Annotated in this window: 20 protein-coding genes; 6 read left to right on the top strand and 14 right to left on the bottom strand. The window is 62.8% G+C overall.

Annotated elements, in window-relative coordinates; genetic code table 11:
• Positions 1-189: 189 nt before the first annotated feature.
• The 11 genes from OXH74_RS24405 to OXH74_RS24355 all read right to left on the bottom strand — a co-directional run bounded on the left by OXH74_RS24405 (position 190) and on the right by OXH74_RS24355 (position 12,547).
• Complete coding sequence (locus OXH74_RS24405; RefSeq protein ID WP_375739244.1) at positions 190-762, bottom strand: hypothetical protein; 573 nt, start codon at positions 760-762, stop codon at positions 190-192.
• A gap of 514 nt (positions 763-1,276) precedes the next feature.
• Positions 1,277-1,978 (bottom strand): TetR/AcrR family transcriptional regulator, encoded by a 702-nt coding sequence (locus tag OXH74_RS24400; protein WP_375739243.1) that lies wholly within the window; start codon positions 1,976-1,978, stop codon positions 1,277-1,279.
• Positions 1,979-2,171: 193 nt separating this feature from the next.
• Positions 2,172-2,975, bottom strand: coding sequence for an N-formylglutamate deformylase (gene hutG / locus OXH74_RS24395; RefSeq protein ID WP_375739242.1), 804 nt, complete (start codon positions 2,973-2,975; stop codon positions 2,172-2,174).
• Positions 2,968-4,176: an imidazolonepropionase gene (hutI, locus tag OXH74_RS24390; RefSeq protein WP_375739241.1), complete on the bottom strand. Its 1,209-nt coding sequence runs from the start codon at positions 4,174-4,176 to the stop codon at positions 2,968-2,970. Before hutI ends, hutG begins: the two co-directional genes overlap by 8 nt.
• 220 nt (positions 4,177-4,396) lie before the next feature.
• Positions 4,397-5,794, bottom strand: coding sequence for an amino acid permease (locus tag OXH74_RS24385; RefSeq protein ID WP_375739240.1), 1,398 nt, complete (start codon positions 5,792-5,794; stop codon positions 4,397-4,399).
• Positions 5,795-5,892: 98 nt separating this feature from the next.
• Complete coding sequence (hutH, locus tag OXH74_RS24380) at positions 5,893-7,425, bottom strand: histidine ammonia-lyase (protein WP_375739239.1); 1,533 nt, start codon at positions 7,423-7,425, stop codon at positions 5,893-5,895.
• A gap of 2 nt (positions 7,426-7,427) precedes the next feature.
• Positions 7,428-9,107 (bottom strand): urocanate hydratase, encoded by a 1,680-nt coding sequence (hutU, locus tag OXH74_RS24375; protein ID WP_375739238.1) that lies wholly within the window; start codon positions 9,105-9,107, stop codon positions 7,428-7,430.
• Between the two features lie 245 nt (positions 9,108-9,352).
• Positions 9,353-10,291, bottom strand: a complete 939-nt coding sequence (locus OXH74_RS24370; RefSeq protein ID WP_375739237.1) for a class I SAM-dependent methyltransferase — start codon at positions 10,289-10,291, stop codon at positions 9,353-9,355.
• A 311-nt stretch (positions 10,292-10,602) separates the two neighbouring features.
• Entirely contained in the window at positions 10,603-11,088 is a 486-nt protein-coding gene (locus tag OXH74_RS24365) for an adenosine-specific kinase (protein ID WP_375739236.1), read from the bottom strand.
• A 70-nt stretch (positions 11,089-11,158) separates the two neighbouring features.
• A complete protein-coding gene (locus OXH74_RS24360; RefSeq protein WP_375739235.1) occupies positions 11,159-11,761 on the bottom strand; it encodes an NADPH-dependent F420 reductase in 603 nt (200 codons plus the stop codon).
• 36 nt (positions 11,762-11,797) lie between these two features.
• A complete protein-coding gene (locus OXH74_RS24355; protein ID WP_375739234.1) occupies positions 11,798-12,547 on the bottom strand; it encodes an SDR family NAD(P)-dependent oxidoreductase in 750 nt (249 codons plus the stop codon).
• Positions 12,548-12,655: 108 nt separating this feature from the next.
• Between OXH74_RS24355 and OXH74_RS24350 the strand changes: the two genes are divergently transcribed.
• Positions 12,656-13,585, top strand: a complete 930-nt coding sequence (locus OXH74_RS24350) for a LysR substrate-binding domain-containing protein (RefSeq protein WP_375739233.1) — start codon at positions 12,656-12,658, stop codon at positions 13,583-13,585.
• 10 nt (positions 13,586-13,595) lie between these two features.
• Here OXH74_RS24350 and OXH74_RS24345 read toward each other — a convergent pair whose 3' ends face one another.
• The gene (locus OXH74_RS24345; RefSeq protein ID WP_375739232.1) at positions 13,596-14,354 is read right to left on the bottom strand and encodes a CHAD domain-containing protein; all 759 of its coding nucleotides are present in this window, start codon (positions 14,352-14,354) and stop codon (positions 13,596-13,598) included.
• A gap of 489 nt (positions 14,355-14,843) precedes the next feature.
• Here OXH74_RS24345 and nirB point away from each other — a divergent pair, with 489 nt between their 5' ends.
• The 3 genes from nirB (at position 14,844) to OXH74_RS24330 (ending at position 18,238) form a co-directional block, all read left to right on the top strand.
• Positions 14,844-17,405, top strand: coding sequence for a nitrite reductase large subunit NirB (nirB, locus tag OXH74_RS24340; protein ID WP_375739231.1), 2,562 nt, complete (start codon positions 14,844-14,846; stop codon positions 17,403-17,405).
• Positions 17,405-17,785: a nitrite reductase small subunit NirD gene (gene nirD / locus OXH74_RS24335; RefSeq protein WP_375739230.1), complete on the top strand. Its 381-nt coding sequence runs from the start codon at positions 17,405-17,407 to the stop codon at positions 17,783-17,785. The genes nirB and nirD overlap by 1 nt, the downstream gene beginning before the upstream one ends.
• 90 nt (positions 17,786-17,875) lie before the next feature.
• Complete coding sequence (locus OXH74_RS24330) at positions 17,876-18,238, top strand: VOC family protein (protein WP_215373461.1); 363 nt, start codon at positions 17,876-17,878, stop codon at positions 18,236-18,238.
• Positions 18,239-18,245: 7 nt separating this feature from the next.
• Here the strand turns inward: OXH74_RS24330 and OXH74_RS24325 are convergent, their stop codons facing one another.
• Positions 18,246-18,905 (bottom strand): gamma-glutamylcyclotransferase, encoded by a 660-nt coding sequence (locus tag OXH74_RS24325; RefSeq protein WP_215373459.1) that lies wholly within the window; start codon positions 18,903-18,905, stop codon positions 18,246-18,248.
• Positions 18,906-19,168: 263 nt separating this feature from the next.
• Between OXH74_RS24325 and OXH74_RS24320 the strand changes: the two genes are divergently transcribed.
• Positions 19,169-19,852, top strand: coding sequence for a response regulator (locus tag OXH74_RS24320; protein WP_375739229.1), 684 nt, complete (start codon positions 19,169-19,171; stop codon positions 19,850-19,852).
• 5 nt (positions 19,853-19,857) lie between these two features.
• On the opposite strand, the gene OXH74_RS24315 is transcribed toward OXH74_RS24320, so the two are convergent.
• Positions 19,858-21,393 (bottom strand): sensor histidine kinase, encoded by a 1,536-nt coding sequence (locus OXH74_RS24315; protein ID WP_375739228.1) that lies wholly within the window; start codon positions 21,391-21,393, stop codon positions 19,858-19,860.
• A gap of 372 nt (positions 21,394-21,765) precedes the next feature.
• Between OXH74_RS24315 and OXH74_RS24310 the strand changes: the two genes are divergently transcribed.
• Positions 21,766-21,975, top strand: a complete 210-nt coding sequence (locus OXH74_RS24310) for a hypothetical protein (RefSeq protein ID WP_375739227.1) — start codon at positions 21,766-21,768, stop codon at positions 21,973-21,975.
• Positions 21,976-22,127 lie beyond the last annotated feature (152 nt).

The following is a 22,127-nucleotide window of genomic DNA, read 5'->3' as shown; positions in this document are numbered from 1 at the left end:
AGTCGCCGTTGAATCACGGGATGAAGTCTGCCTCGGTGCGCTGATAGACGAGATGCAGCCATCTTTCCAGCGGAGCACTCAGCACGTCCGACCTCGGTGTTTCGAGTATAGGTGCGGACAGCGGCGGCAGCAGACTTCGGCGCAAAGGCGCGCATCGGTCTCGGGGAAGCTGGCCCGCCCGGCTGCAATCTAGTTGAGCCGATATCTGGCCAGGTCCTCCGATGTCAGCACGCGCATTTTCCATGGCTCGATCGCCTGCATCTCTTCAACCAGACTCGTGGGAATGTTCATTTCCCGGAAGTAGTCTGTCGGGTTGTAGCGCACGCCCTTATGGGTGAGGTCGGCGAGGGCGGAGTCGCCGCTCGGGAAGTACGGTCGGTGCAGGCCGACATACCCGCGTACAGTTTTCTCGCGGCCGGCGGCCAGCAGGTAGATGCAGGTGCCCTGGCAGACGCTGCTGGAGGGAACCAGGGCATCGAAACCTGTCTCACGCAGCAGGCGACCCATTTTGATAGCCTCGGGCACGCTGCCACCAATGCTGTCCAGGATCACGACCTTCTTCGCGTACTTGCCCGGGTTGGCCCTGATGCCACTGATCAGCGCCTCATAGTCGCCGGGGGCAATGTCTTCGGAAATCTTGGCCGCAAGCACCAGGCCGATGGTCTTATGCTGGACGGCTTGTACTTCTACCTTGGCGATAGCCGTTGCCGAGCACAGTGCGATCGCGCAGATGATGGCGGTTCGAATTGTTGTTCTCATCATGCGACGACACTTCCTTAACGCATGCATTCCAAAGGCTGGCGAAGATACTCGCTGTGTGCGGTTCTACGCGATGATTTTGCGGGCACTCTGGCCCCGACCTGGCTCGGTTGGCAAGACGGTCCCGATCATGGATGGTGAAAAGCCGCCGTGCGGTCCCTTCGAGTTTGGAGCTTACTTGCGCCTGTAGTGGATGACGTTGGTTTGTTCTGAAAAAGTAGGGTTGCGCAACGGATGTGAATGCATTGGTCCCAATGATCGTGAGTTAACGATCTGTAATGAAATGAGATATGCCTGACGTTAAATGCGGAGCTCCTCAAGGGCGCTGGAGCAGTTGAAGATCGACAAGTCCTTTGTCTAAGACGTGCCGACGGACGAGAACGATGCGGCGATCACGCGGACCATCATGGCAATGGCCGACAATCTGAACGTGAGCGTCGTGGCCGAAGGCGTGGAAACCGTGGAGTAGATGACTTCCTGATGGAACACGGCTGCCGGGCGTTCCAGGGGTATCTGTTCAGCCGTCCCGTCCCGGCGGGCCGGCTTGCGGATAGTGTCTCGTTGGCGACGGCAACTGCCTAGAAGCAGGCGATTTCCTGGTGGGTTCGTTGCCCGGTAGGTGAGAGCGCTGTTCCCGAGGAGGGGATATCGCTCTGGCAACCATGTTGGTAAAACGCTCCACCACTTCCTGATTCGACAGGGACTGAAAGCTGTGGTCCCACAGGACAAAGCTCTCCAGCATGCCTATTACGCTGCTGGCGAGGAACCTCAGCTCGATCTCCTCCCGTTCCGGGATACCGGCCTCGGCATGGATCACCCGCTTCAAGCAGTCCAGGTAGTCACCGCGCAGGTTGTAGATCCGTTGCTGCTGCTCCTTGGAGAGATTGTTCTTCTCTCGACCCAGAAGAATCAGTCTTTTCTTGTCTCCGGCCTGGAAGTCGATGAACGCCTGGATGAACAGATGAACCCGTGATTGGCCAGGAAGTGCGCGTTTGAGGCGGCGCCGGGTCAGGTTGAGCAGGTCGTCCATGCACTCTTCGATCAACTCGAAGAGCAGGCTCTGCTTGTTCTCGATGTGGTTGTACAAGGAGCCGGCATGCACACCAATCGAACTGGCGAGGTCGCGCAGGCTGGTGGATTGGTAGCCGTTGACCAGGAACAGGTCCAGCGCGGCCTGGCGCAGGCGGTCTTGGGTTCTGGATGTGTGGATGTCGATCATGGCGTCCCTTGTGGTGGCGGCAGCTGGGGCGAGATCGCTCGGTGCCAGCTGCCGATAGGGCGTCATGAAGCCATGGCTCGCCGCTCCGCGCCTGATGCAGGCTGGCTAGTCCGAATGGAGGGGCGGGTTGAAAAGGCCCGGCACTTCAACCCGCCAGACGGCCGGTTGAAGTGCGTTTGCCGGGAGTAGCGGATCAGCGGCCGTAGCGTTGCTGGCCCCAACTCAACATGGCTTGCAGCAGGTTCCGGAGAACAGCCTGCAGTTGCTGTGCACGGTCTTCGACGTAGGGGTAGGGCGGGGCTTCCTCCATGTAGCAGCGTTGGCTCAGCTCCAGCTGCACGGCGTGGATGTGCTGCTCCGGCTGCCCATAGTGACGGGTGATGTGCCCGCCTTTGAAGCGCCCATTGAGCACATGGCTGTAGTCCCGAGCTTCGCCGCAGGTGGCCACCAGTGCTTCAGCCAGGCTCGGATCGCAACTGGCGCCGGCGTTGGTGCCCAGGTTGAGGTCCGGCAGGCGGCCTTCGAACAGGTGGGGGATGAGCGAGCGGATCGAATGGGCATCGAACAGCAGCGCGTAACCGAATTCGGCCTTCATTCGCGCCAGCTCGTCGACGATGGTCTGGTGGTAGGGCGTCCAGATCTCGGCCAGGTAGCGTGCGCGCTCGTTGGCAGAAGGAGTCAGTCCCTCGCGGTACAGCGGCGCGCCATCGAACAGGGTTTCCGGGTAGAGGCCCGTGGTGGCGGTCGTGTAGAGCGGCTTGTCGTCGGCCGGGCGGTTGAGGTCGATGACATAGCGCGAATACTCGGCCGCCAGGGTGCTGGCTCCCAGTTCGACGGCAAATTCATACAGGCGCGGGATGTGCCAGTCCGTATCGGCCAGCTCGAGGCCAGCCGCAACCATGCCGGCCTCTACTGCCGGGGTGAGCTGGGTGCCAGGGTGGGGCATGCTGATCAGCAGCGGCACGCGGCCGCGATTGAAGGTCAGTACCTTAGCCAAAGTTGATCTCCTTTCCGTGTCGAATCACCCGCTTGGGCAGATCGCCGCCCAGCCAATAGGCCAGTTCGGCAGGGCGCTGGATGTCCCATGCGACGAAGTCGGCGGCCTTGCCCACTTCGAGGCTGCCGTGGCTGTCGGCCAGGCCCAGGGCACGTGCGGCGTGCAGTGTTGTCCCGGCAAGGGCCTCTTCCGGCGTGAGGCGGAATGAGGTGCAGGCCATGTTCAGCATCAGGCGCAGCGACAGGGCGGGCGAAGTGCCGGGATTGAGGTCACTGGCGACCGCCATGGGCACGCCGTGGCGGCGCAGGGTGTCGATGGGGGGGAGCTGGGTTTCCCTCAGCAGGTAGAAGGCTCCCGGCAGCAGCACGGCAACTGTGCCGGCAGCAGCCATGGCGATGGCGTCTTCCTCGGTCATGAATTCCAGATGGTCAGCGGACAGCGCCTGGTAGCGCGCGGCCAGGCTGGAGCCATGCAAGGACGACAGCTGTTCGGCGTGCAGTTTCACTGGCAGGCCCAGGCCCTTGGCGACCTTGAACACCCGTTCCACCTGCGCTGGGGAAAAGGCCAGATGCTCGCAGAAGGCATCCACGGCATCGACCAGGCCTTCGCTGGCCAAGGCAGGAAGCAACTCGTCGCAGATGTGGGTGATGTAATCATCGGCGCGACCAGCGTATTCCGGTGGCAGCGCGTGGGCGGCCAGGCAAGTGGCGCGAACCGTCAGTGGCAGGTTTTCGCCCAGGCGCCGAGCGACACGCAGCATCTTGCGTTCGCTGGAGAGGTCCAGACCGTAGCCAGACTTCACTTCCAGGGTGGTGACGCCATCGCGCAGCAGTTGCTCTGCGCGGCGGGTTGCGCTGGCCAACAGCTCGTCCTCGGGGGCTTCGCGAGTGGCGCGCACGGTGCTGGCAATACCACCGCCCTGGGCGGCAATCTCGGCGTAGCTGACGCCTTGCAGGCGCTGCTCGAACTCGGCGCTACGGTCGCCGCCGAACACCAGGTGGGTGTGGCAGTCGACCAGGCCAGGAGTTACCCAGGCACCGTCGAGGTCGACCTCCACGTCGTAGGGGATGGACTTCAGTTGTTCGTATGGGCCGATCCACTCGATGCGGCCGGCGTAGGTCACCAGAGCGGCGTCCTCGATGATGCTGTACTTGCCGTCCTTCATGGTGGCGGCGTGGCAGTTATGCCAGAGATGCTTCATTTCAGTTCTCCCGGCTCGAGTGCTGCCTTGCCATTCTGGCGATCGGCAACGCGGAAGCGTGGATGTGGGATGGCATGTATCGTCTCTTGATTCGAGCCAAGGCCCTCCGCTAGAGGAGGGCCGTACCAATTGAAGTGTGGACCTACCCGGGCAGAAGGGTACTCCCAGGCTCTCGACCTGGGTGGGGCTAAGGCCCGGCGACGTGGCCGGGCTTTAGCCATCAGTCCGCCAGGTTTGCCACGGCGCTTGGCACTCCCTGGTTCTTGGGGCGCACCCAGAGCCAGTAGGCGGCTACCAGCAGAAGGATCCAGACTGCCCCGACCCCAAGTGCAGCCTGGGTATCAGGGAAGTAGCCCAGGACACCAAAGATGAACAGCATGAAGGCGATGGCTGCGGCTGGTGCTGCCGGCCACAGCGGTACCTGGAACTTCAGTGCGGCAACTTCGTCAGCGCTCATCGAACGGCGCATTCCCACCTGGGCCAACAGGATCATCAGCCACACCCAGACGGTGGCGAAGGTGGCGATGGAGGCGATCAACAGGAAGACGTTCTCCGGGATCAGGTAGTTCAGCAGCACGCCGATCAGCAGGGCGACACCCATCACCACCACGGTCATCCATGGCACGCCATGGCGCGAGACCTTGGCGAAGCCGGCAGGTGCCTGCCCCTGGCGTGCCATCCCATAGAGCATGCGACCGGCGCCGAAAATGTCGCTGTTGATAGCCGATACCGCTGCGGAGATGACCACGATATTGAGAATCGTAGCGGCCGAGCTGATGCCGAGGCTGTCGAAGATCTGCACGAACGGACTGCCCTTGCTGCCGATTTGCGGCCACGGGAAGATCGCCATCAGCACGAAGAGTGTCAGCACGTAGAACAGCAGGATGCGCACTGGCACTGCGTTGATCGCCTTGGGCAGTACCCGCTGCGGGTCCTTGGCTTCTCCGGCGGTGATGCCGATGATCTCGATGCCGCCGAATGCGAATACCACCACCGCAAACGACGCGATCAGGCCGCTGATGCCGTTGGGCATGAAGCCGCCGTGCTCCCAGAGGTTATGAATACCGGTGGCCGCGCCGGTATCGGCTATGCCGAAGCCGTACACCATGATGCCCAATCCGGCGAGGATCATCGCGACGATGGCGCCGACCTTCAGCAGCGACAACCAGAACTCCAGCTCGCCGAAGACCTTCACGCTGCACAGGTTGAGTCCACCGAGGAAGAAGACAAGCGACAGCACCCAGATCCAGCGGGGCACCTCTGGAAACCAGAAGCCCATGTAGATGCCGAACGCCGTGACGTCGGCCAGGCCGACAATGATCATCTCGAAGGCGTAGGTCCAGCCGGTGACAAAGCCGGCCAGAGGGCCCAGGTAGCTGCTGGCATAGTGGCCGAAGGAGCCGGAAACCGGGTTGTGCACGGCCATTTCCCCGAGGGCGCGCATCACCATGTACACCGCTGCGCCGGCTATCAGGTAAGCCAGCAGAACCGCCGGACCCGCCATCTGGATCGCCGATGCCGAACCGTAGAAAAGCCCGGTACCGATGGCCGATCCCAGGGCCATGAAGCGGATATGGCGTGCGCTCAGGCCACGCTGCAGGCCTGTTTGATCTTTCATCCTTCTGCTCTCCTCATTGTTCTTATGGATGAGCGACACCATCCCGCTCCGGTGGGTTTATCCATCACCGGAGCAGGCTGGGTTTCACTGAGTTGGGGTTAGAGGCTCGGCAGAAGCTTGGCCGGCATCAGTCCGTTCAGGCAGCCGCTGGCCAGCAGTTCACTGGCCGTCTCGATATCCGGGGAGAAGAAGCGGTCTTCCTGATAGTACGGGACCTTGGCGCGGAGCTGACCACGGGCCTCTTCCAGCTTCGGCGAGCTCTTCAGGCCTTCGCGGAAGTCCAGGCCCTGGCAGGCACCCAGCCATTCGATGGCGAGGATGCCGCGCACGTTGTCGGCCATGGCCCAGAGGCGCTTGCCGGCGTTCGGTGCCATGGAGACGTGGTCTTCCTGGTTAGCCGAGGTGGGCAGGCTATCGACGCTGGCCGGGTGCGCCAGAGCCTTGTTGTCGCTGGCCAGGGCGGCTGCGGTGACCTGGGCGATCATGAAGCCGGAGTTGACCCCGCCGTTTTCCACGAGGAAGGGCGGCAGTTGCGACATGTGCATGTCCATCATCAGGGAAATGCGGCGCTCGGACAGCGAGCCGATCTCAGCGATGGCCAGCGCCAGGTTGTCGGCGGCCATGGCCACCGGCTCGGCATGGAAGTTGCCGCCGGAGATCACATCACCCTCGGCAGCGAACACCAGCGGGTTGTCCGAGACAGCGTTGGATTCGATCTCCAGCACCTCGGCAGCCTGGCGCAGCTGGGTCAGGCAGGCCCCCATCACTTGTGGCTGGCAGCGCAGGGAGTAAGGGTCCTGCACCTTGTCGCATTTTTCGTGGGAGCGGGCGATTTCGCTGCTGGCGGTGAGCAGGTCACGGTAGGCGGCGGCGACGTCGATTTGTCCGCGCTGGCCGCGAGCGGCATGGATGCGGGCATCGAAGGGCGCGCGAGAGCCGAGCATGGCCTCGACGCTCAACCCGCCACAGACGGTGGCAGCGGCGAACAGGTCTTCTGCTTCGAACAGGCCGCGCAGGGCGTAGGCGGTGGATACCTGGGTACCGTTGAGCAGCGCCAGGCCTTCCTTCGCGGCCAGGGTCAGCGGCTCCAGGCCGGCCACGGCCAGGGCTTCGGTGGCAGGCAACCACTGGCCGCGGTAGCGAGCCTTGCTTTCGCCCAGCAGTACCAGCGACATGTGCGCCAGCGGTGCGAGGTCACCGGATGCACCTACAGAACCCTTGAGCGGGATGTGCGGGTAGACCTCGGCATTGATCAGGGCGATCAGCGCGTCGATTACCTTGCGGCGGATGCCGGAGAAGCCGCGGGCCAGGCTGTTGACCTTGAGCAGCATGATAAGGCGCACCATGGCATCGTCCAGCGGCTCGCCCACGCCGGCGGCGTGGGACAGCACTAGTGAGCGCTGTAGCTTTTCCAGGTCGGCCGGGGCGATGCGGGTCGAAGCCAGCAGGCCGAAGCCGGTGTTGATGCCATAGGCGGTGCGGCCTTCGGCCAGGATCTGTTCGACGCAGGCGACGCTGGCCTCGATGGGCTCAGCGGCACTGGCATCCAGAGTTACCTGCAGCGGTGCAAGGTAGGCTTGGCGCAGCTGGGCCAGGGTCAGGTGTCCGGGTTTCAGGTTCAGCTGGTTCATTCTCAAGCTCCTTTGCCAATCATCGGCAGGTTCAGACCTTGCTCGTGGGCGCAATCGATGGCGATCTGGTATCCGGCGTCGGCATGGCGCATCACGCCGGTGCCAGGGTCGTTGGTCAGCACGCGGGCGATGCGCGCAGCCGCTTCGTCGGTACCGTCACAAACGATCACCATGCCGGAGTGCTGGGAGAAGCCCATCCCCACGCCGCCGCCGTGGTGCAGCGAAACCCAGGTGGCACCGCTGGCGGTGTTCAGCAGGGCGTTGAGCAGGGGCCAGTCGGAGACGGCATCGGAACCGTCCTGCATGGCTTCGGTCTCGCGGTTGGGGCTGGAGACCGAGCCGGAGTCCAGGTGGTCGCGGCCGATCACGATGGGTGCCGACAGCTCGCCGGAGCGGACCATCTCATTGAACGCCAAACCCAGTTTGGCACGTTGGCCCAGGCCGACCCAGCAGATACGTGCCGGCAGGCCCTGGAAGCTGATGCGCTCGCGCGCCATGTCCAGCCAGCGGTGCAGGTGGGCGTCGTCCGGGATCAGTTCCTTGACCTTGGCGTCGGTCTTGTAGATGTCCTGCGGGTCGCCGGACAGCACGGCCCAGCGGAATGGGCCGATGCCACGGCAGAACAGCGGGCGGATATAGGCTGGCACGAAACCGGGGAAGTCGAAGGCATTGGCCACGCCTTCTTCCTTGGCCATCTGACGGATGTTGTTGCCGTAGTCGAAGGTCGGGATGCCTTGCTTCTGGAAGTCCAGCATGGCCTGCACGTGCACGGCCATGGACTGCTTGGCGGCTTTCACCACGGCAGCCGGCTCGGTCTGCGCGCGGTCGCGGTACTGTTCCCAGGTCCAGCCAATCGGCAGGTAGCCGTTGAGCGGGTCGTGGGCGCTGGTCTGGTCGGTGACCATGTCCGGGCGGACGCCACGGCGGACCAGTTCCGGCAGGATTTCAGCGGCGTTGCCATGCAGGGCGATGGAGATCGCCTTGCCTTCGGCGGTGTATTTGGCGATGCGCGCCAGGGCGTCGTCGAGGTCCTTGGCCTGCTCGTCGACATAACGGGTCTTCAGGCGGAAGTCGATGCGGCTTTGCTGGCATTCGATGTTCAGCGAGCAGGCGCCGGCCAGGGTCGCGGCCAGCGGCTGGGCACCGCCCATGCCGCCGAGGCCGGCGGTGAGGACCCAGCGACCGGTCAGGTTGCCGTTGTAGTGCTGGCGGCCGGCTTCGACGAAGGTCTCGAAGGTGCCCTGGACGATGCCCTGGCTGCCGATGTAGATCCAGCTGCCGGCGGTCATCTGGCCGTACATGGCCAGGCCCTTGGCATCCAGCTCGTTGAAGTGTTCCCAGTTGGCCCAGTGCGGCACCAGGTTGGAATTAGCGATCAGCACGCGCGGGGCGTTGGCGTGGGTCTTGAACACGCCGACCGGTTTGCCGGATTGCACCAGCAGGGTTTCGTCGTCATTCAGTTCTTTCAGGGTCTCGACGATCTTGTCGTAGCACTCCCAGTTGCGCGCGGCACGGCCGATGCCGCCGTAGACCACCAGTTCCTTCGGGTTTTCCGCGACCTCGGGGTCGAGGTTGTTCATCAGCATGCGCAGCGGCGCTTCGGTCAGCCAGCTTTTGGCGTTCAGCTGGTTGCCACGCGGGGCGCGGATTTCGACATCACGGAAACGGGTTGGCTTGTTCATCGTGGGCTCCGAGAAGACTGGTTGCCTGTTGTTGTTGGATTTGCCGCTTGGGCATGGACGCATATAAACATGTCTATACAACCATAATCAAGAGGAATTTATCGGACAATTCCAGGGCACCGAAGCACGGCTGGGGGCAAAGGATTGTGCGCCCGTTTACGGGGTGGGAGGGAAGGCGTGGGTAGGCGGTACCCGGCTGTCAATGCAGCCAGGTAGGCAAAGTGATTGCATTTAAGGAAAGGCGATCAGCCCTGGACGAATACCAGGGCCTTGAGGCCGCTGTCGGAGCTGACATCGGCGAATTCCGGCGGGTTTTCCAAGCGCTGTTCGAAACGTAGGCTCGGCGCTTCCTGGGCCATACCCGCGATGAGGAAGTCCGGGCCGATGGCGGGGTCGTTGACGCAGGCCAGCACCACACCATTTTCACTCAGCAGCTCCGGCAGCCGTCGCAGGATCTTCTGGTAGTCGCGGGTCAGGGCGAAGCTGCCTTTCTGGAACGACGGAGGGTCGATGATGACGAGGTCGTAAGGGCCTTCTTTCTTGACCTTGCCCCAGGACTTGAACAACTCGTGGCCGAGGAAGCTAACCTTGCCAAGGTCGTGCTGGTTCAGTCGATGGTTGTCGCGCCCACGGCTAAGGGCAGCCCTGGCCATGTCCAGGTTCACCACGTGTTCGGCCCCGCCGGCGATGGCGGCAACCGAAAAGCCGCAGGTGTAGGCGAACAGGTTGAGCACGCGCTTGCCGCTAGCCTGCTGCTGTACCCAGCGACGACCGTAGCGCATGTCCAGGAACAGGCCGCTGTTCTGCTTCTTGCCGATGTCCAGCTTGAAGCGCAGGCCGCTCTCGGTGATGTGCCACTCCTCGATCTCATCCCCCACCAGGAATTCCGTGGTGCTGTCCAGTTGGTAGCGGTGCTGCAGTAACAGGGTGTGGGCCTTGCTCTGATTCCAGGCGGGGGAATTGGCCAAGGCCAGCAACATGGCTTTCAAGTCGGCCAACGCGTCGGCAGCGGGTTCGCGAAAGAGGGAGACCAGCAAGACGCCTTGCAGCCAGTCGGCAGTGACCTGTTCGAGGCCTTCCCAGCGTCGGCCGCGACCATGGAAGAGGCGTCGGGCCTCGTCGGGGACGGTGCTGAGCGCGGTGGTGAGATGGTGCAGGAGGGTGCCGAGAGCTTCTGGGGTCATGGTTCGTTGTCTGTGGAAGAGCGTGCGGCATTTTACGCGTAACCGGAGGGGGCTGCTGTGTTTGTGGTGGGCGATGGGCAGGCCAGCTTGGTGAATGAATTGGCTATGTCCCAGTCATGTGTTGCAACTGGCTGCATTTGCTGTAGGAGCGAGCTCGCTCGCGAATCGGACCTTTTCGCGAGCAAGGACTCGGCGTCCCCCTGCTGCTACAAGACGCTTCGCTCGACGGTCTATTCCTGGCAACAGCTAGCTCAGACAGAGCCAATGGTTTCGCGCCTACAGGAAAAACATTCCGTCGCTCGGCTTGGCCCTCACAACTTGTAGCCGATCTGCCGCAGCAGGCCCTTGCGCCAGAGGATATCGTCGTCACCTTCGATGCTTGTAGGACGCAGGCCGTCCACCACCCCGAGCACGGCGCGGCCTTGCCCGGTTTCGGCAAGGATCACCTCTGTCGGATTGGCCGTGGCGCAGAATATGCGGCACACCTCGGGCACCATCTTCAGCGTGTTCAGCACGTTGAGTGGGTAGAAACCGTCGCCCAGGAAGAGGATGAAGCTGTGTCCCGCGCCGATGGCCATGGCGTTCTTCTGGGCCAGTTCGACCATCGCGCTATCGGTGCCGGACCAGCGCACCAGGCATTTACCCGAGGCTTCGCAGAAGGCGAGGCCGAATCTGATGCTGGGTACGGCGCCCACCAGCGCTTCGTGGATGTCTTCGACGGATTTGATGAAATGGGTCTGGCCAAAGACGAAATTGGTGTCGTCCGGCTTGTCGATCTTCACGGAGATGAGTTGCATGTCGAGCGCCTCCCAACCTGCTGCCAGGCAGCAGGTTAAGCATAGTTGCCGAGGGTGGCGCAGTCGGGTTTCAGCCGAACTTGACCAGGTTGAGGCCCGGCAGCGGGCCACCGGGGAACTGCACGAGGCTGCCGCCGACGCTGAGGGCCCCGAGGTCGATGCCGAAGAAGCCCAGCTGCTCGATGAGCCCGCCCACCTGTGCTTTGGCGCGGGCGTCGTCGCCGGAGTAGAACAGAACGCGCCGGCCGCCTTCGGCTTTCGGGTCACCGGATACCAGGTGTGGTTGCAGGTGGTTGAAGGCCTTCACCACGCGTGCGCCCGGCACCAGGTCGGTGAACGCTTCGCTGGACAGCCGGCCGCTCAGCTCGGCGGGTTTGAACAGCGGTGCTTCGATCGGGTTGTTGGCGTCGATCACTATGCGTCCGCCGAAGTCCGGCAGACCGTCGAGGGCTGCCGGTAGCCTGGACCAGTTGACCGCGACCAGCACGATGTCCTGGGCGGCGGCTTCTTCACGTGTTCCAGCCTTGATGCTGGGACCCAGTTCGCGAACCAGATCCGCCAGGGACTCCGCCCCGCGGCTATTGGCGATGACTGCTGCGATGCCCTGATTGGCCAGGGCCTTGGCGAAGGCGGAACCGATTGCGCCGGCGCCGATGATGCCGATGGTGCTCATGGTGATGCTCCTTCAGTGGGGGCAGGAATCAGTAGGTCAGGCGGTGAAACCGCCGTCGGCGATGATGTCGGCGCCGGTGACGAAGGCCGCTTCCGGGCTGGCGAGGAAAGCGACGACGCTGGCGATTTCATGGGGCTTGCCGTAGCGACCGATCGCGATGCCGGGGCCGACGATTTCGCTCACCGGGCCGCCATCCGGGTTCATGTCGGTGTCGGTCGGGCCAGGGTGCACGGTGTTGACAGTGATGCCACGCGGGCCGAGGTCCCGGACCAGGCTGCGGTTGAAGCCGGCGACGGCGCCTTTGGTCAGGGTGTAGAGCGACGCGGTGGGGAAGGCTGCGTAGTGGGTCATGGACGAGCCGATATGGACGATCCGCCCTCCGGCCTTCATGTGACGCACGGCTTCCTGGGTGGCGACGAACACTCCGGTGACATTGACCGCGATCATGCGCTCGTAGGTCTCGAAGGGAATGTCTTCGATGGGGCCACCGAGGCCGAGGCCAGCGTTGTTGACCAGGATGTCGATACCGCCGAAGGATTCGACGGTGGCGGCAACAGCTGCACGTACGGCGGAGGGGTCACCCGCGTCGGCGGCAATGGCGACGGCGCGGCCACCTTCGTCTTCGATAGTGCGTACGACCTCAAAGGCTTTTTCCGGCGATGCGCTGTAGGTCAGGACGACGGCGGCGCCATCAGCGGCAAGGCGCTTGGCGATGGCGGCGCCGATGGAACGGGAGCCGCCGGTGACGAGTGCGGTCTTGCCGGCAAGGGGAAGGGTAGTGATCATTTCGATGAACTCCATGGGTTGGGGGTGGAGTCACTATCGCTCGTCGATTACTCTTTGATTAGACGCTAATGGATTGAATGATCTTCAAGCATTTGTTTAAGGATGCCCATGGAAACCCTCGCCAACCTGGAGTCCTTCGTCCGCAGTGCCGAGACCGGCAGCTTCTCCGCCGCGGCACGCCGCCTCGCCCTGACACCGGCAGCAGTGAGCCGCAATGTGGCGATGCTTGAGCGCAACATCGGCGTGCGGTTGTTCCAGCGCTCGACGCGCAAGCTGACCCTGACCGAGGCGGGCGAGCGCTTTCTGGAAGCTATTGGTGGCAACCTGGAGGCGCTGCAGGCGGCCATTGCCAGCGTGGGGGCCGATCAGGGCGAGCCGGCTGGCGTGCTCAAGGTGAGCATGGCGCCGAGCTTCGGCATGACGCACCTGTTACCGCTGCTACCGGCGTTCCGCGCGCGATATCCGCAGGTGCGACCGGAGTGGCATCTGGAGAACCGCTCGGTGGACCTGATCGCCGAGGGCTATGACGTGGCCATCGGTGGTGGTTTCGAGCTCTCTTCGGGCATCGTGTCGCGGCCAGTTGCACCGGCTCACATCATTGCCGTCGCTTCACCCGCTTACCTGGCCGGCCGTACGGTGCCGACCAGCCCTGAGGAGCTGGCTGACGTTGACGGCATCGTGATGCGCTCGCCCCGCACCGGCCGTGTCCGCCACTGGACGATGCGGGATGTGGCTGGCGCGGAAGTGGCCGCCCACTTGCCCGAGACCATCATGCTCAACGACCCTGCCGCCATGCGCGAGGCTGCGCTGCTGCATCAGGGCGTCGCGCTGCTGGCGGTGCCGGATGTGTTGCCTTGGCTGGAACGTGGCGAGTTGGTGCGGCTGTTGCCGCGCTGGTATGCGGATGCCGGGTCGATCTCGATCTACTATGCCAGCCGCACCTTGCTACCGGGCAAGACCCGCGCGTTCATCGACTTCGTCACCGAGAACTTTGCCCGCGAGCGCCTGGCCGAGCGGTTCGCCGGCAGTCTGGGTTGAACTGGCAGGATTATTCCAGGCACTCGGCCAAACGCACCAGGTCCGCTTCTGCCTGCAGCAACGCGGCATTGCCTTCCGTCTGCCAGCGGTGGAGCAGGGGGTGAAGGTCCGGTTCCTGTTTGGCTTTCAGGCACCACTGGAAGTGGTCATGCCAGGTGCCCAGCGCCGACTGGAGGGTTTTCAGTGCAGCTGCTGTTTCGGTCGAGATTGGCGAAAGATCAGGATAAGCGTCGGCGGCATAACGAGTGCGTTTGACCCGTAAGCGTATCTGGTGCCGGTCATGGGCCGGATCTGACAAAGCGGCTTTCAGCGATTCCACCTGTTTTTCCAGGCGATTGAGTACGCGTTTCTTCATGCCGCGCAGTTCCCCGTCCTGTTCAGCCGCACGGAATGCCGTCGGCCATTCATCCAGGCAGGTAAAGAATTGCTGGAGTGTCGAACTCTCGATAATCGCGGCGTAGCTGGCAGCCAGGGTGTCCTGGCGCACATTGGCGGGGCCGTTGAGCCCCTTGCGGCGGAGTTCCTGGATCAGCACTTCCAAGTCGCGCACGGGCGTGGTCATTTTGCCGACCTCGGCTGCGGCCTGGTCTAGATCTGTCACGCCGTCCTTGCCGCGCAGCGGGCGAAGCAGGCTGCGCAAGCGGCGCAGATTGATTCGCAAGTCATGCAGGGCTTCATCGTCAGTACCAGCGGCTAGGCGCATGTAAGCGTGGTAAAGCCCGGTTTCCAGAATCAGAACCTGGGCGACTATCCCATCGACGAATGACATTGCGTTCCCCCGCGGAACCCATTGGTCCATGCAGATTAGCCGACTGAGCTTTCTTTGAGCCAAAGCTCATTGTGACCAGATCTGGCTGCTGGATTCGGCGCAAGGTTGGGGCGTCGGCAGCGTGCTCGCACTTTTTTGGGGCCTGTCAGTAGACTTGCCGAGATGCACTGCTTGTTTCCTGGAATAGAGTCATTCGGTGCTGAAAGTCCCGAAATAGACAGGCCTGGCCGGTCTATTGGCGAGGTATTTCGAAAGCTGGCACAACCGCTGCATAGCCTTGACCGAGCCCTCCCCGAACAGGCGGTTGGGCAGCCTGGACGATCAATGGCGATCGCAGGTCCCATCAGGACCCCAGGCTCCTGAAGGTGCGCCCGGCAGCGAGGCCCGGCGGCACCCAAGAACGAACAGGCAAAGGCGCCTGGAACCCCTTGGTTCCAGGCGTTTTTTTTTGCCCCCGAAAACGTGATTGGCTTGGTCCGGGTGCTACTTATGAACTCCAACGTCGCTACCTTCAATGATGTGCAAACGCTGGTCGTCATCGGCAATGGCATGGTCGGCCACCATTGCGTCGAACAACTGATCGAGCGCGGTGCACTGGACCGCTATCGGTTGCATGTATTCAGCGAAGAGCCGCTGCGTGCTTATGACCGCGTGCATCTGTCCGAGTACTTCGGCGGACGCGATGCCGAGTCGCTGGCGCTGGGCGAAGCCGCGCTGTATCAGCGCCCAGGCGTCACCCTGCACTTGGGCGTGCCGGTGCTGGAGATCGACCGTGAGCGCCGCGAGGTGATCACCGCCGAGGGTTGCGTGAATTACGACAAGCTGGTGCTTGCTACCGGTTCCTATCCTTTCGTGCCGCCGATCGAGGGCGCTGAGGGCGATTCGCGCCTGGTGTATCGCACCCTGGCCGACCTCGACACCATTCGCGCGGCTGCTGAAAAGGCGCGACGTGGTGTGGTGGTGGGCGGTGGCCTTCTCGGCCTCGAGGCGGCCAACGCGCTGAAATCCCTCGGCCTGGATGCCCATGTAGTGGAGTTCGCCCCGCGCCTGATGCCGGTGCAGCTCGACGATCAGGGTGGCCAGGCGCTCAAGGCGCGGATCGAAGCGCTGGGCGTGGGCGTTCACCTGTCCAAGGGAACCCAGTCCATCAGCGCGGGCAGCGAGTACCGCTACCGGATGAACTTCGCCGGCGACGATTTCCTGGAAACTGACCTGATCGTCTTCTCCGCCGGCATCCGGCCGCAGGACGCGCTGGCCCGCCAATGCGGGTTGGAGCTGGGACCTCGTGGTGGCGTAGCCATCGATGGGCAGTGCCTGACCAGCGACCCGGACATCTACGCCATTGGTGAATGCGCGGCCTGGAATGGCAGTATCTACGGCCTGGTTGCGCCGGGCTACCAGATGGCCCGCGGCGTGGCCGCGCAACTCTGCGGCGAAGCCGCCGATCCCTTCATTGGCGCCGATATGTCCACCAAGCTCAAACTGCTGGGTGTGGACGTGGGCTCCATCGGCGACGCCCACGGCGCGCTGCCGGGCGCCCGCAGCTACCGCTTCATCGACGAAGCCACCTCCAGCTACCGGCGCCTGGTGGTTTCCGCCGACGGCAAGCAGGCCCTGGGCGCCGTGCTGGTTGGCGACAACAGCTACTACGACACGCTGCTGCAATACGTGCAGAACGGCATCACGCTGCCAGCCGATCCCTCCAGCCTGATCCTGCCGCTGGGCGAGGCGGCCCCGGCCCTGGGCGCGGACGCGTTGCCGGCCACCGCCACGGTCTGTTCCTGCCACAACGTCAGCAAGGGCTCGATCTGCTCCGCCATCGAGGGTGGCTGTACGGATCTGGCCGGCGTCAAGGCTTGCACCAAAGCGGCTACCGGCTGCGGCGGCTGCGCGGGGCTGCTCAAGCAGGTCGTCGAGCATGAGCTCGCTGCCCGTGGCGTGGCGGTGGACAAGAGCCTCTGCGAACACTTCGCCTACACCCGGCAAGAGCTGTACGGGATCGTCCGTGTAGAAGGCATCGAGACCTTCGAGGAGATGCTCGCCAAGCATGGCCGCGGCCATGTCGGTTGCGAGATCTGCAAGCCGGCCATCGGCTCCATTCTCGCGTCCTGCTGGAACCGCCCGATCCAGGAGCCCTGGCTGGTGCCGTTGCAAGACACCAACGACACCTTCATGGCGAACATGCAGAAGAACGGTACCTACTCGGTAGTGCCGCGCATCCCTGGTGGCGAAATCACGCCGGAGGGCCTGATCGCCATCGGCGAGGTGGCGAAGAAATACAACCTCTACACCAAGATCACCGGCGGCCAGCGCATTGACCTGTTCGGCGCGCAGCTCCACGAGTTGCCGGACATCTGGGGCGAGCTGATCGCCGCCGGCTTCGAAACCGGCCATGCCTACGGCAAGTCCACCCGTACCGTGAAGTCTTGCGTGGGCAGCACCTGGTGCCGTTATGGCGTGCAGGACAGCGTGAAGATGGCCCTGGACATCGAGCATCGCTACAAGGGCCTGCGCTCGCCGCACAAGCTCAAGTTCGCAGTAAGCGGCTGCACCCGTGAGTGCGCTGAGGCGCAGAGCAAGGATGTCGGCGTGATCGCCACCGAGAAGGGCTGGAACCTCTACGTCTGTGGCAACGGCGGTATGCGCCCGCGTCATGCCGAACTGTTCGCCACGGACCTGGATGACCAAACGCTGATTCGCTACATCGACCGCTTCCTGATGTTCTATATCCGCACCGCCGACAAGCTGCAGCGCACCTCGGTCTGGCGCGAGAGCCTGGAAGGCGGGCTGGACTATCTCAAGGCGGTGATCATTGACGACAGCCTGGGCCTGGCTGCGGAGCTGGAGGCGCAGATGCAGACGGTGGTGGACCGCTACGAATGCGAGTGGGCCAATGCCATCCAGGACCCGGAAAAACTCAAGCGCTTCCGCACCTTCGTCAACGACCAGCGCGGAGACCCTGACATCCATTTCGTCAACGAACGCGGGCAGCGCCGCCCGGTGAAAGCGGCAGAGCTCAACCTGATTCCGGTAGCCGAGGAGGTGGTCTGATGGCCCAAGTAAGCGCGCAACGCATCGATTATCAATTGGCCCAGGGCGGCCAGTGGCGGGCCCTTTGCGGTCGTACTGACCTGGTGCCGAACTCCGGCGTGGTGGCCTGGGTGGACGGTGCTCAAGTGGCGCTGTTCTACCTGCATGACGCGGAGGGCGAACGCCTGTTCGCGGTGGACAACCGCGACCCGCTCTCTGGCGCCAACGTGATTGGCCGGGGCATCGTCGGCCACTTGGGTGGTGCGCTGGTGATCGCCTCGCCTTTGTACAAGCAGCATTACCGCCTGGATGACGGTGCCTGCCTGGAGTACCCGGAGCAACGCCTGCGTGTCTGGCCGGTGCGCCTGCGCGGCGAAACGGTGGAGATCGACCTGGCCTGAGGGGTGGGACGGTCGACGACCGGCATGGAGCGGGCGAGGGGCTGGACTATGCTTGGACCGTCCAAGCACTTTCGACAAGCCGGAGCGCCCATGACCGTCCTACGCATCGTGGCCAATATCGCCGTCCCTGATCCGGAGCTCGCCCGCGAGTTCTACCAGAAACTGCTTGGGCTCGATCTGGTGATGGATCATGGCTGGATAATGACCCTGGGCTCCGGCGCGAGCACCGTGCCGCAGCTCAATGTGGCGGAAGAGGGTGGCTCCGGCACGCCGGTACCGGACCTGTCCATCGAGGTCGACAACGTCGACCTGATCTACCGGCGGGCACGTTCGGCGCAGCTGGAGATTCTCTACGGGATCATCGACGAACCGTGGGGCGTGCGGCGCTTCTTCGTTCGCGATCCCTACGGCGTAGTGCTGAACATCCTCACGCATCGCACCAGCGAAGGTTGAGTGCGATTCAAGTGAAGCTGAAGACGCCCTGTTTGCAGCAGCGCACAAGGGCATCTTCCAGCTTGCGATCCGGCATCGCATGTGCGCGCAGGCTGTTGACGGTCTTCTCGACGTAATCGCGGGTGCTACCGTAATGGCCGCTGGCGTGGGTGAAGACCAGGCGCAGCACATGGTCGGGCAGGGCGCCGGCATAGCAGGACAGTTCACGTCGCAGGACGAAGCCGAGTGCCTGCACTTTTGCCCCGCCAGCCAACTGGCAGTTGAGCCATTTGGGCTGATAGGCGGCGTCGGGCATCTCGCGTTGCCAGAGGGCGAAGAGGTGTTGTTCCAGCCCCTCTTCGGGCAGGCGATAAGCAAATCCAGCGCAAGAGCCGCCGCGATCGAGGCCCAGCACCAGGCCGGGGGTTTCCGGCGTCCCGCGATGGAGCTGCGACCAGAGGTATAGGCCCCGGTGGTAGCCATGAATGCGCGCGCGGCGACTTTCGACGGCTGGGCACTCCGGACGCCAGATCAACGACCCGTAAGCAAACAGCCAGACTGGCCCGCCACGGTGTTGCGCCATGGTGGCGTCGAGCGAGGCGTGCAATTCGGCGAGGGTGAGTTGAACTGGCTGTTCGAGCAGCGGCGGGTAGGGGGCGATCAGTCGGTCGTGCGTTTGGCCGGACATAGCGTCAGCGCGGTCTCCGGAGCGTGCTGAGAGATGTTTTACCAGTTGGTGGGCGACAGGCGTAGGGGCTTTCGTCGATTTTTTCAGGGCTGGCTGACGTTTGGCCGCAATGGCCCGCGCGATTGGTCGGAAAAGAGCCTCGTCCGACGTCATGTGCCGCTTGGTCGCAGCTTGGGGGCGGCGTTGATGCTAATACTGAATCAGCGCCCCATGCGTTCTTGTTGGTGCGGGGGGCAAGCCTGTTCAGCCTTGAGGATTTGGCCTTGGTCGCCAAGATCAGGATCGGCATTGTTGATGACCATCCGTTGCTGCGGCAGGGGGTGGTATCGGCGCTCAAGCGCATTTCGGACTTCCAGGTGGTGGAGCAAGGTAGCTGTGCCGATGATGCAGTCGACATTGCCGTACGCTTCGCCCCGGATGTGCTGCTGATGGATGTCAACATGCCGGGTGATTGCTTTGGCGCCATTCGCTCCATCAGCTCTGCCGCTCCTGGGGTGCGGGTCATGATGCTGACGGTATCCGAGTGCGAGGACGATGCCTACGCAGCGCTGGAAGCGGGGGCTCAAGGCTACGTGCTTAAAGGCGTTAGCGGGCCGGAGTTGGTACAGGCAATCCGGAAAGTCGCGGGAGGCGAAAGTTTCATAACCCCGGCTTTCGCCAGCCGCTTGCTGAACCGCCTGAGACAGCTCCAAGAGCATGAGCGGCACCGGATCGAGCTGACCCATCGCGAGGAACAGATCATCCGCGAGGTGGCCCAGGGCCTGACCAATCGTGAAGTGGCCAACAAGCTCGGTCTCAGTGAGAAGACGGTCAAGTACTACATGACCAATGTCATGCAGAAGCTGCACGCACGAAATCGCGTGGAGGCGGTTACTGCCGCACGCCGGCAGTGGGAAGTCGAAGGTGCTCCGTCGGCGGATCACGATGCACAGGAGAAGCCGGACTAGAGCGGCTACAGGGCTTCGGATTCAGTGGTGGGAAGCTTGAAGCGTGCAGTGACCTGAGTTCCTGCGCCGGGGCGGGAGTCGATTTGGAAAGTGCCGCCCAAGGCTTCCACACGGTACCGCATACCCACCAAGCCAAGTCGCCTGCGGCCGTGCTCCTCCTCGGCGGTGCTCGTTTGCGCAAAGCCGGCACCAGCATCCTTCACGCATACCACCAGCTCTCCTTTCGCCAGGTGTGCCGAGACTCGCTGGCCCTTGCCTCCTGCATGCAGGAAGGCATTGTTGAGGGCTTCCTGGACGAATCGGTAGAGGCAGATCTTCAGTGACATGGAAGCCTGCGTCGGCAGTGGCCCCAAGTCCAGTTCGACAAAGGTGCCGCTGCGTTGTTCATGGCGTTGTACCAGCAGATGGAGTAACTGCTCGAGGCTGAGCTCTCCGATCTCCGGCAGGGCCAGTCCGCGGGAAATGTCACGAATCTCACGCAATGCATCCTGGCCGGCTTTCCTGATGGTTTCCAATGCATCGCCCTCAAGCTCTTCCCCATGCTCCTTCAGGCGATCGCGGAGTTGGGCCAGTTCATCGATCCTCACCAGGATCAGCGTCAGCAACTGCGCCGGACCGTCATGCAGGTCTGCACCGAGACGCCGCAGAGTCAGCTCGCTGACCCGCGAAAACTCCAGGTTGGCACTGGTGATGCTGCGCTGCAGTTGGGCGTTCTGCGCATGCAGGATTGCCTGTTCGACCATCCGTTGCTTTAGCGCTACCTGCTGCTGGTCGATGATGCGTTCGCCACGGCGTACCACGAAGAACAGCAAACCCAGCATCGCCAGGGTGGCCGACCCAACCACGGCCCAGACCTGCAGGCGCACGGTGTTGATTTCCTGCTCCAGGCTGTCGGCATGCTCGTAGAACTCGCCCACTGCAACCACTTTGCCCGTCCCGTGTTCACGCAGGGGCGCGTAGATTTCGTAGAGCGGCACTTCGAGACTGCGTTCGAAGACGTTCTCATCCTGCTCCAGATCCTCCAGCCCAGTCACGATCCGGCCTTGCAAGGCTTCGTCAATCTCGTCAGTGGGGAACTGACGGTTCAGCATCGATTTGTCGGTGCTGTAGATGACGGTGCCATCGGGCCTCCAGATCTTCACGGAGGCTACATGGCGGTTCAGTGAGCTGTTCTGCAGCAATTGATCAATGGCGGCAGCGCTGGCGGGAGGAATTGTTCCGGTGGTAGCCAGGTTCTGGACAAAGGGTTCCAGAAAGCTCTCCATGTAAAGCGCGCCGGCCTCAGCTGCCGATTGCACGGCGGCGCGTTCGATGCGCTGGCCGACCAGGTTGCCGACCAGTGACATGGTCAGGCTCAGGATGAAGCCGGCCGCGATCGCGAATTGGGTGGAGCGCTTCAGGCGTCCTGCACGATTGCACAAGCGGCGCCACCAGCTGCTGTTCCGTCCTGGCTTTGGTCCAGGGGGGGATTGGACCAAGGTCGGGTCAGAGCCCCGGCCGCAAGTCAGCTGATTTGGTTCGACCTTCGCATCTATGGGCATTCGCTGATCTCCTTGATGCTTTTACTCGAACCCTGTAGCCAGCCCGAATCAGGGTAGGGGGTAGCTGCCTGCATAGCCTGAGAAGCTTCGCGTTTGATGTGGAGGATACTAGCTCGCTGCTGCAGCAGATCAGTTTGTCATCCCGCACATCACGGGCTACGAGTTCGATGGTGGGGCGGTGTTCGGCCGCTCTGGCTCCAATGCTTGCGGCATGCTGGTTGCCTGACTCGATGAATGCACTAAGCCTAGAACGTAGTGCCCGAGTGGTCCGCCGGAGATGTCTTGGTCGGTGGAGTCGGCAGTGACCTGATGTCCAGAAATCTGCAACTGGTTTGATCGTCAACCATGACTTCAACTTTCTGGAGGATTGAGATGCTACTGGCAGACATTTCTGCGAACAGGCAAAGCTCAGGTTTCAGGTTTCAGGTTTCAGGTTTCAAGGGTGTAACTGGGGGAATCGATCACATCCACGTGGAGGGTAACGTCAACAACACTGCTGCAGATATCCAGATCGACCGGGTCGGGCACATCACGCTCACTGCTAACGACTTCGTCAGATTGCTGTCTCCTCCCTTGCGGTGATCCGCCTGCCCGCGGAGCACCGCATTTTTTATGCCCGTAATTGAAGGGCGCGAGCAAGTTGCCTTCGGGCAAGCCGTTTTCAATCCCCTTTGACCTGCGCCTTCGCCGCGAGAGGATTAAGGGGGCTGTCGAGCAGGCAGAGGGCCATGTTT

The sequence above is a fragment of the Metapseudomonas boanensis genome, assembly GCF_042232855.1.
Classification (GTDB): Bacteria; Pseudomonadota; Gammaproteobacteria; order Pseudomonadales; family Pseudomonadaceae; genus Metapseudomonas; species Metapseudomonas boanensis.
This window is presented reverse-complemented; position numbering and strand designations above follow the sequence as displayed.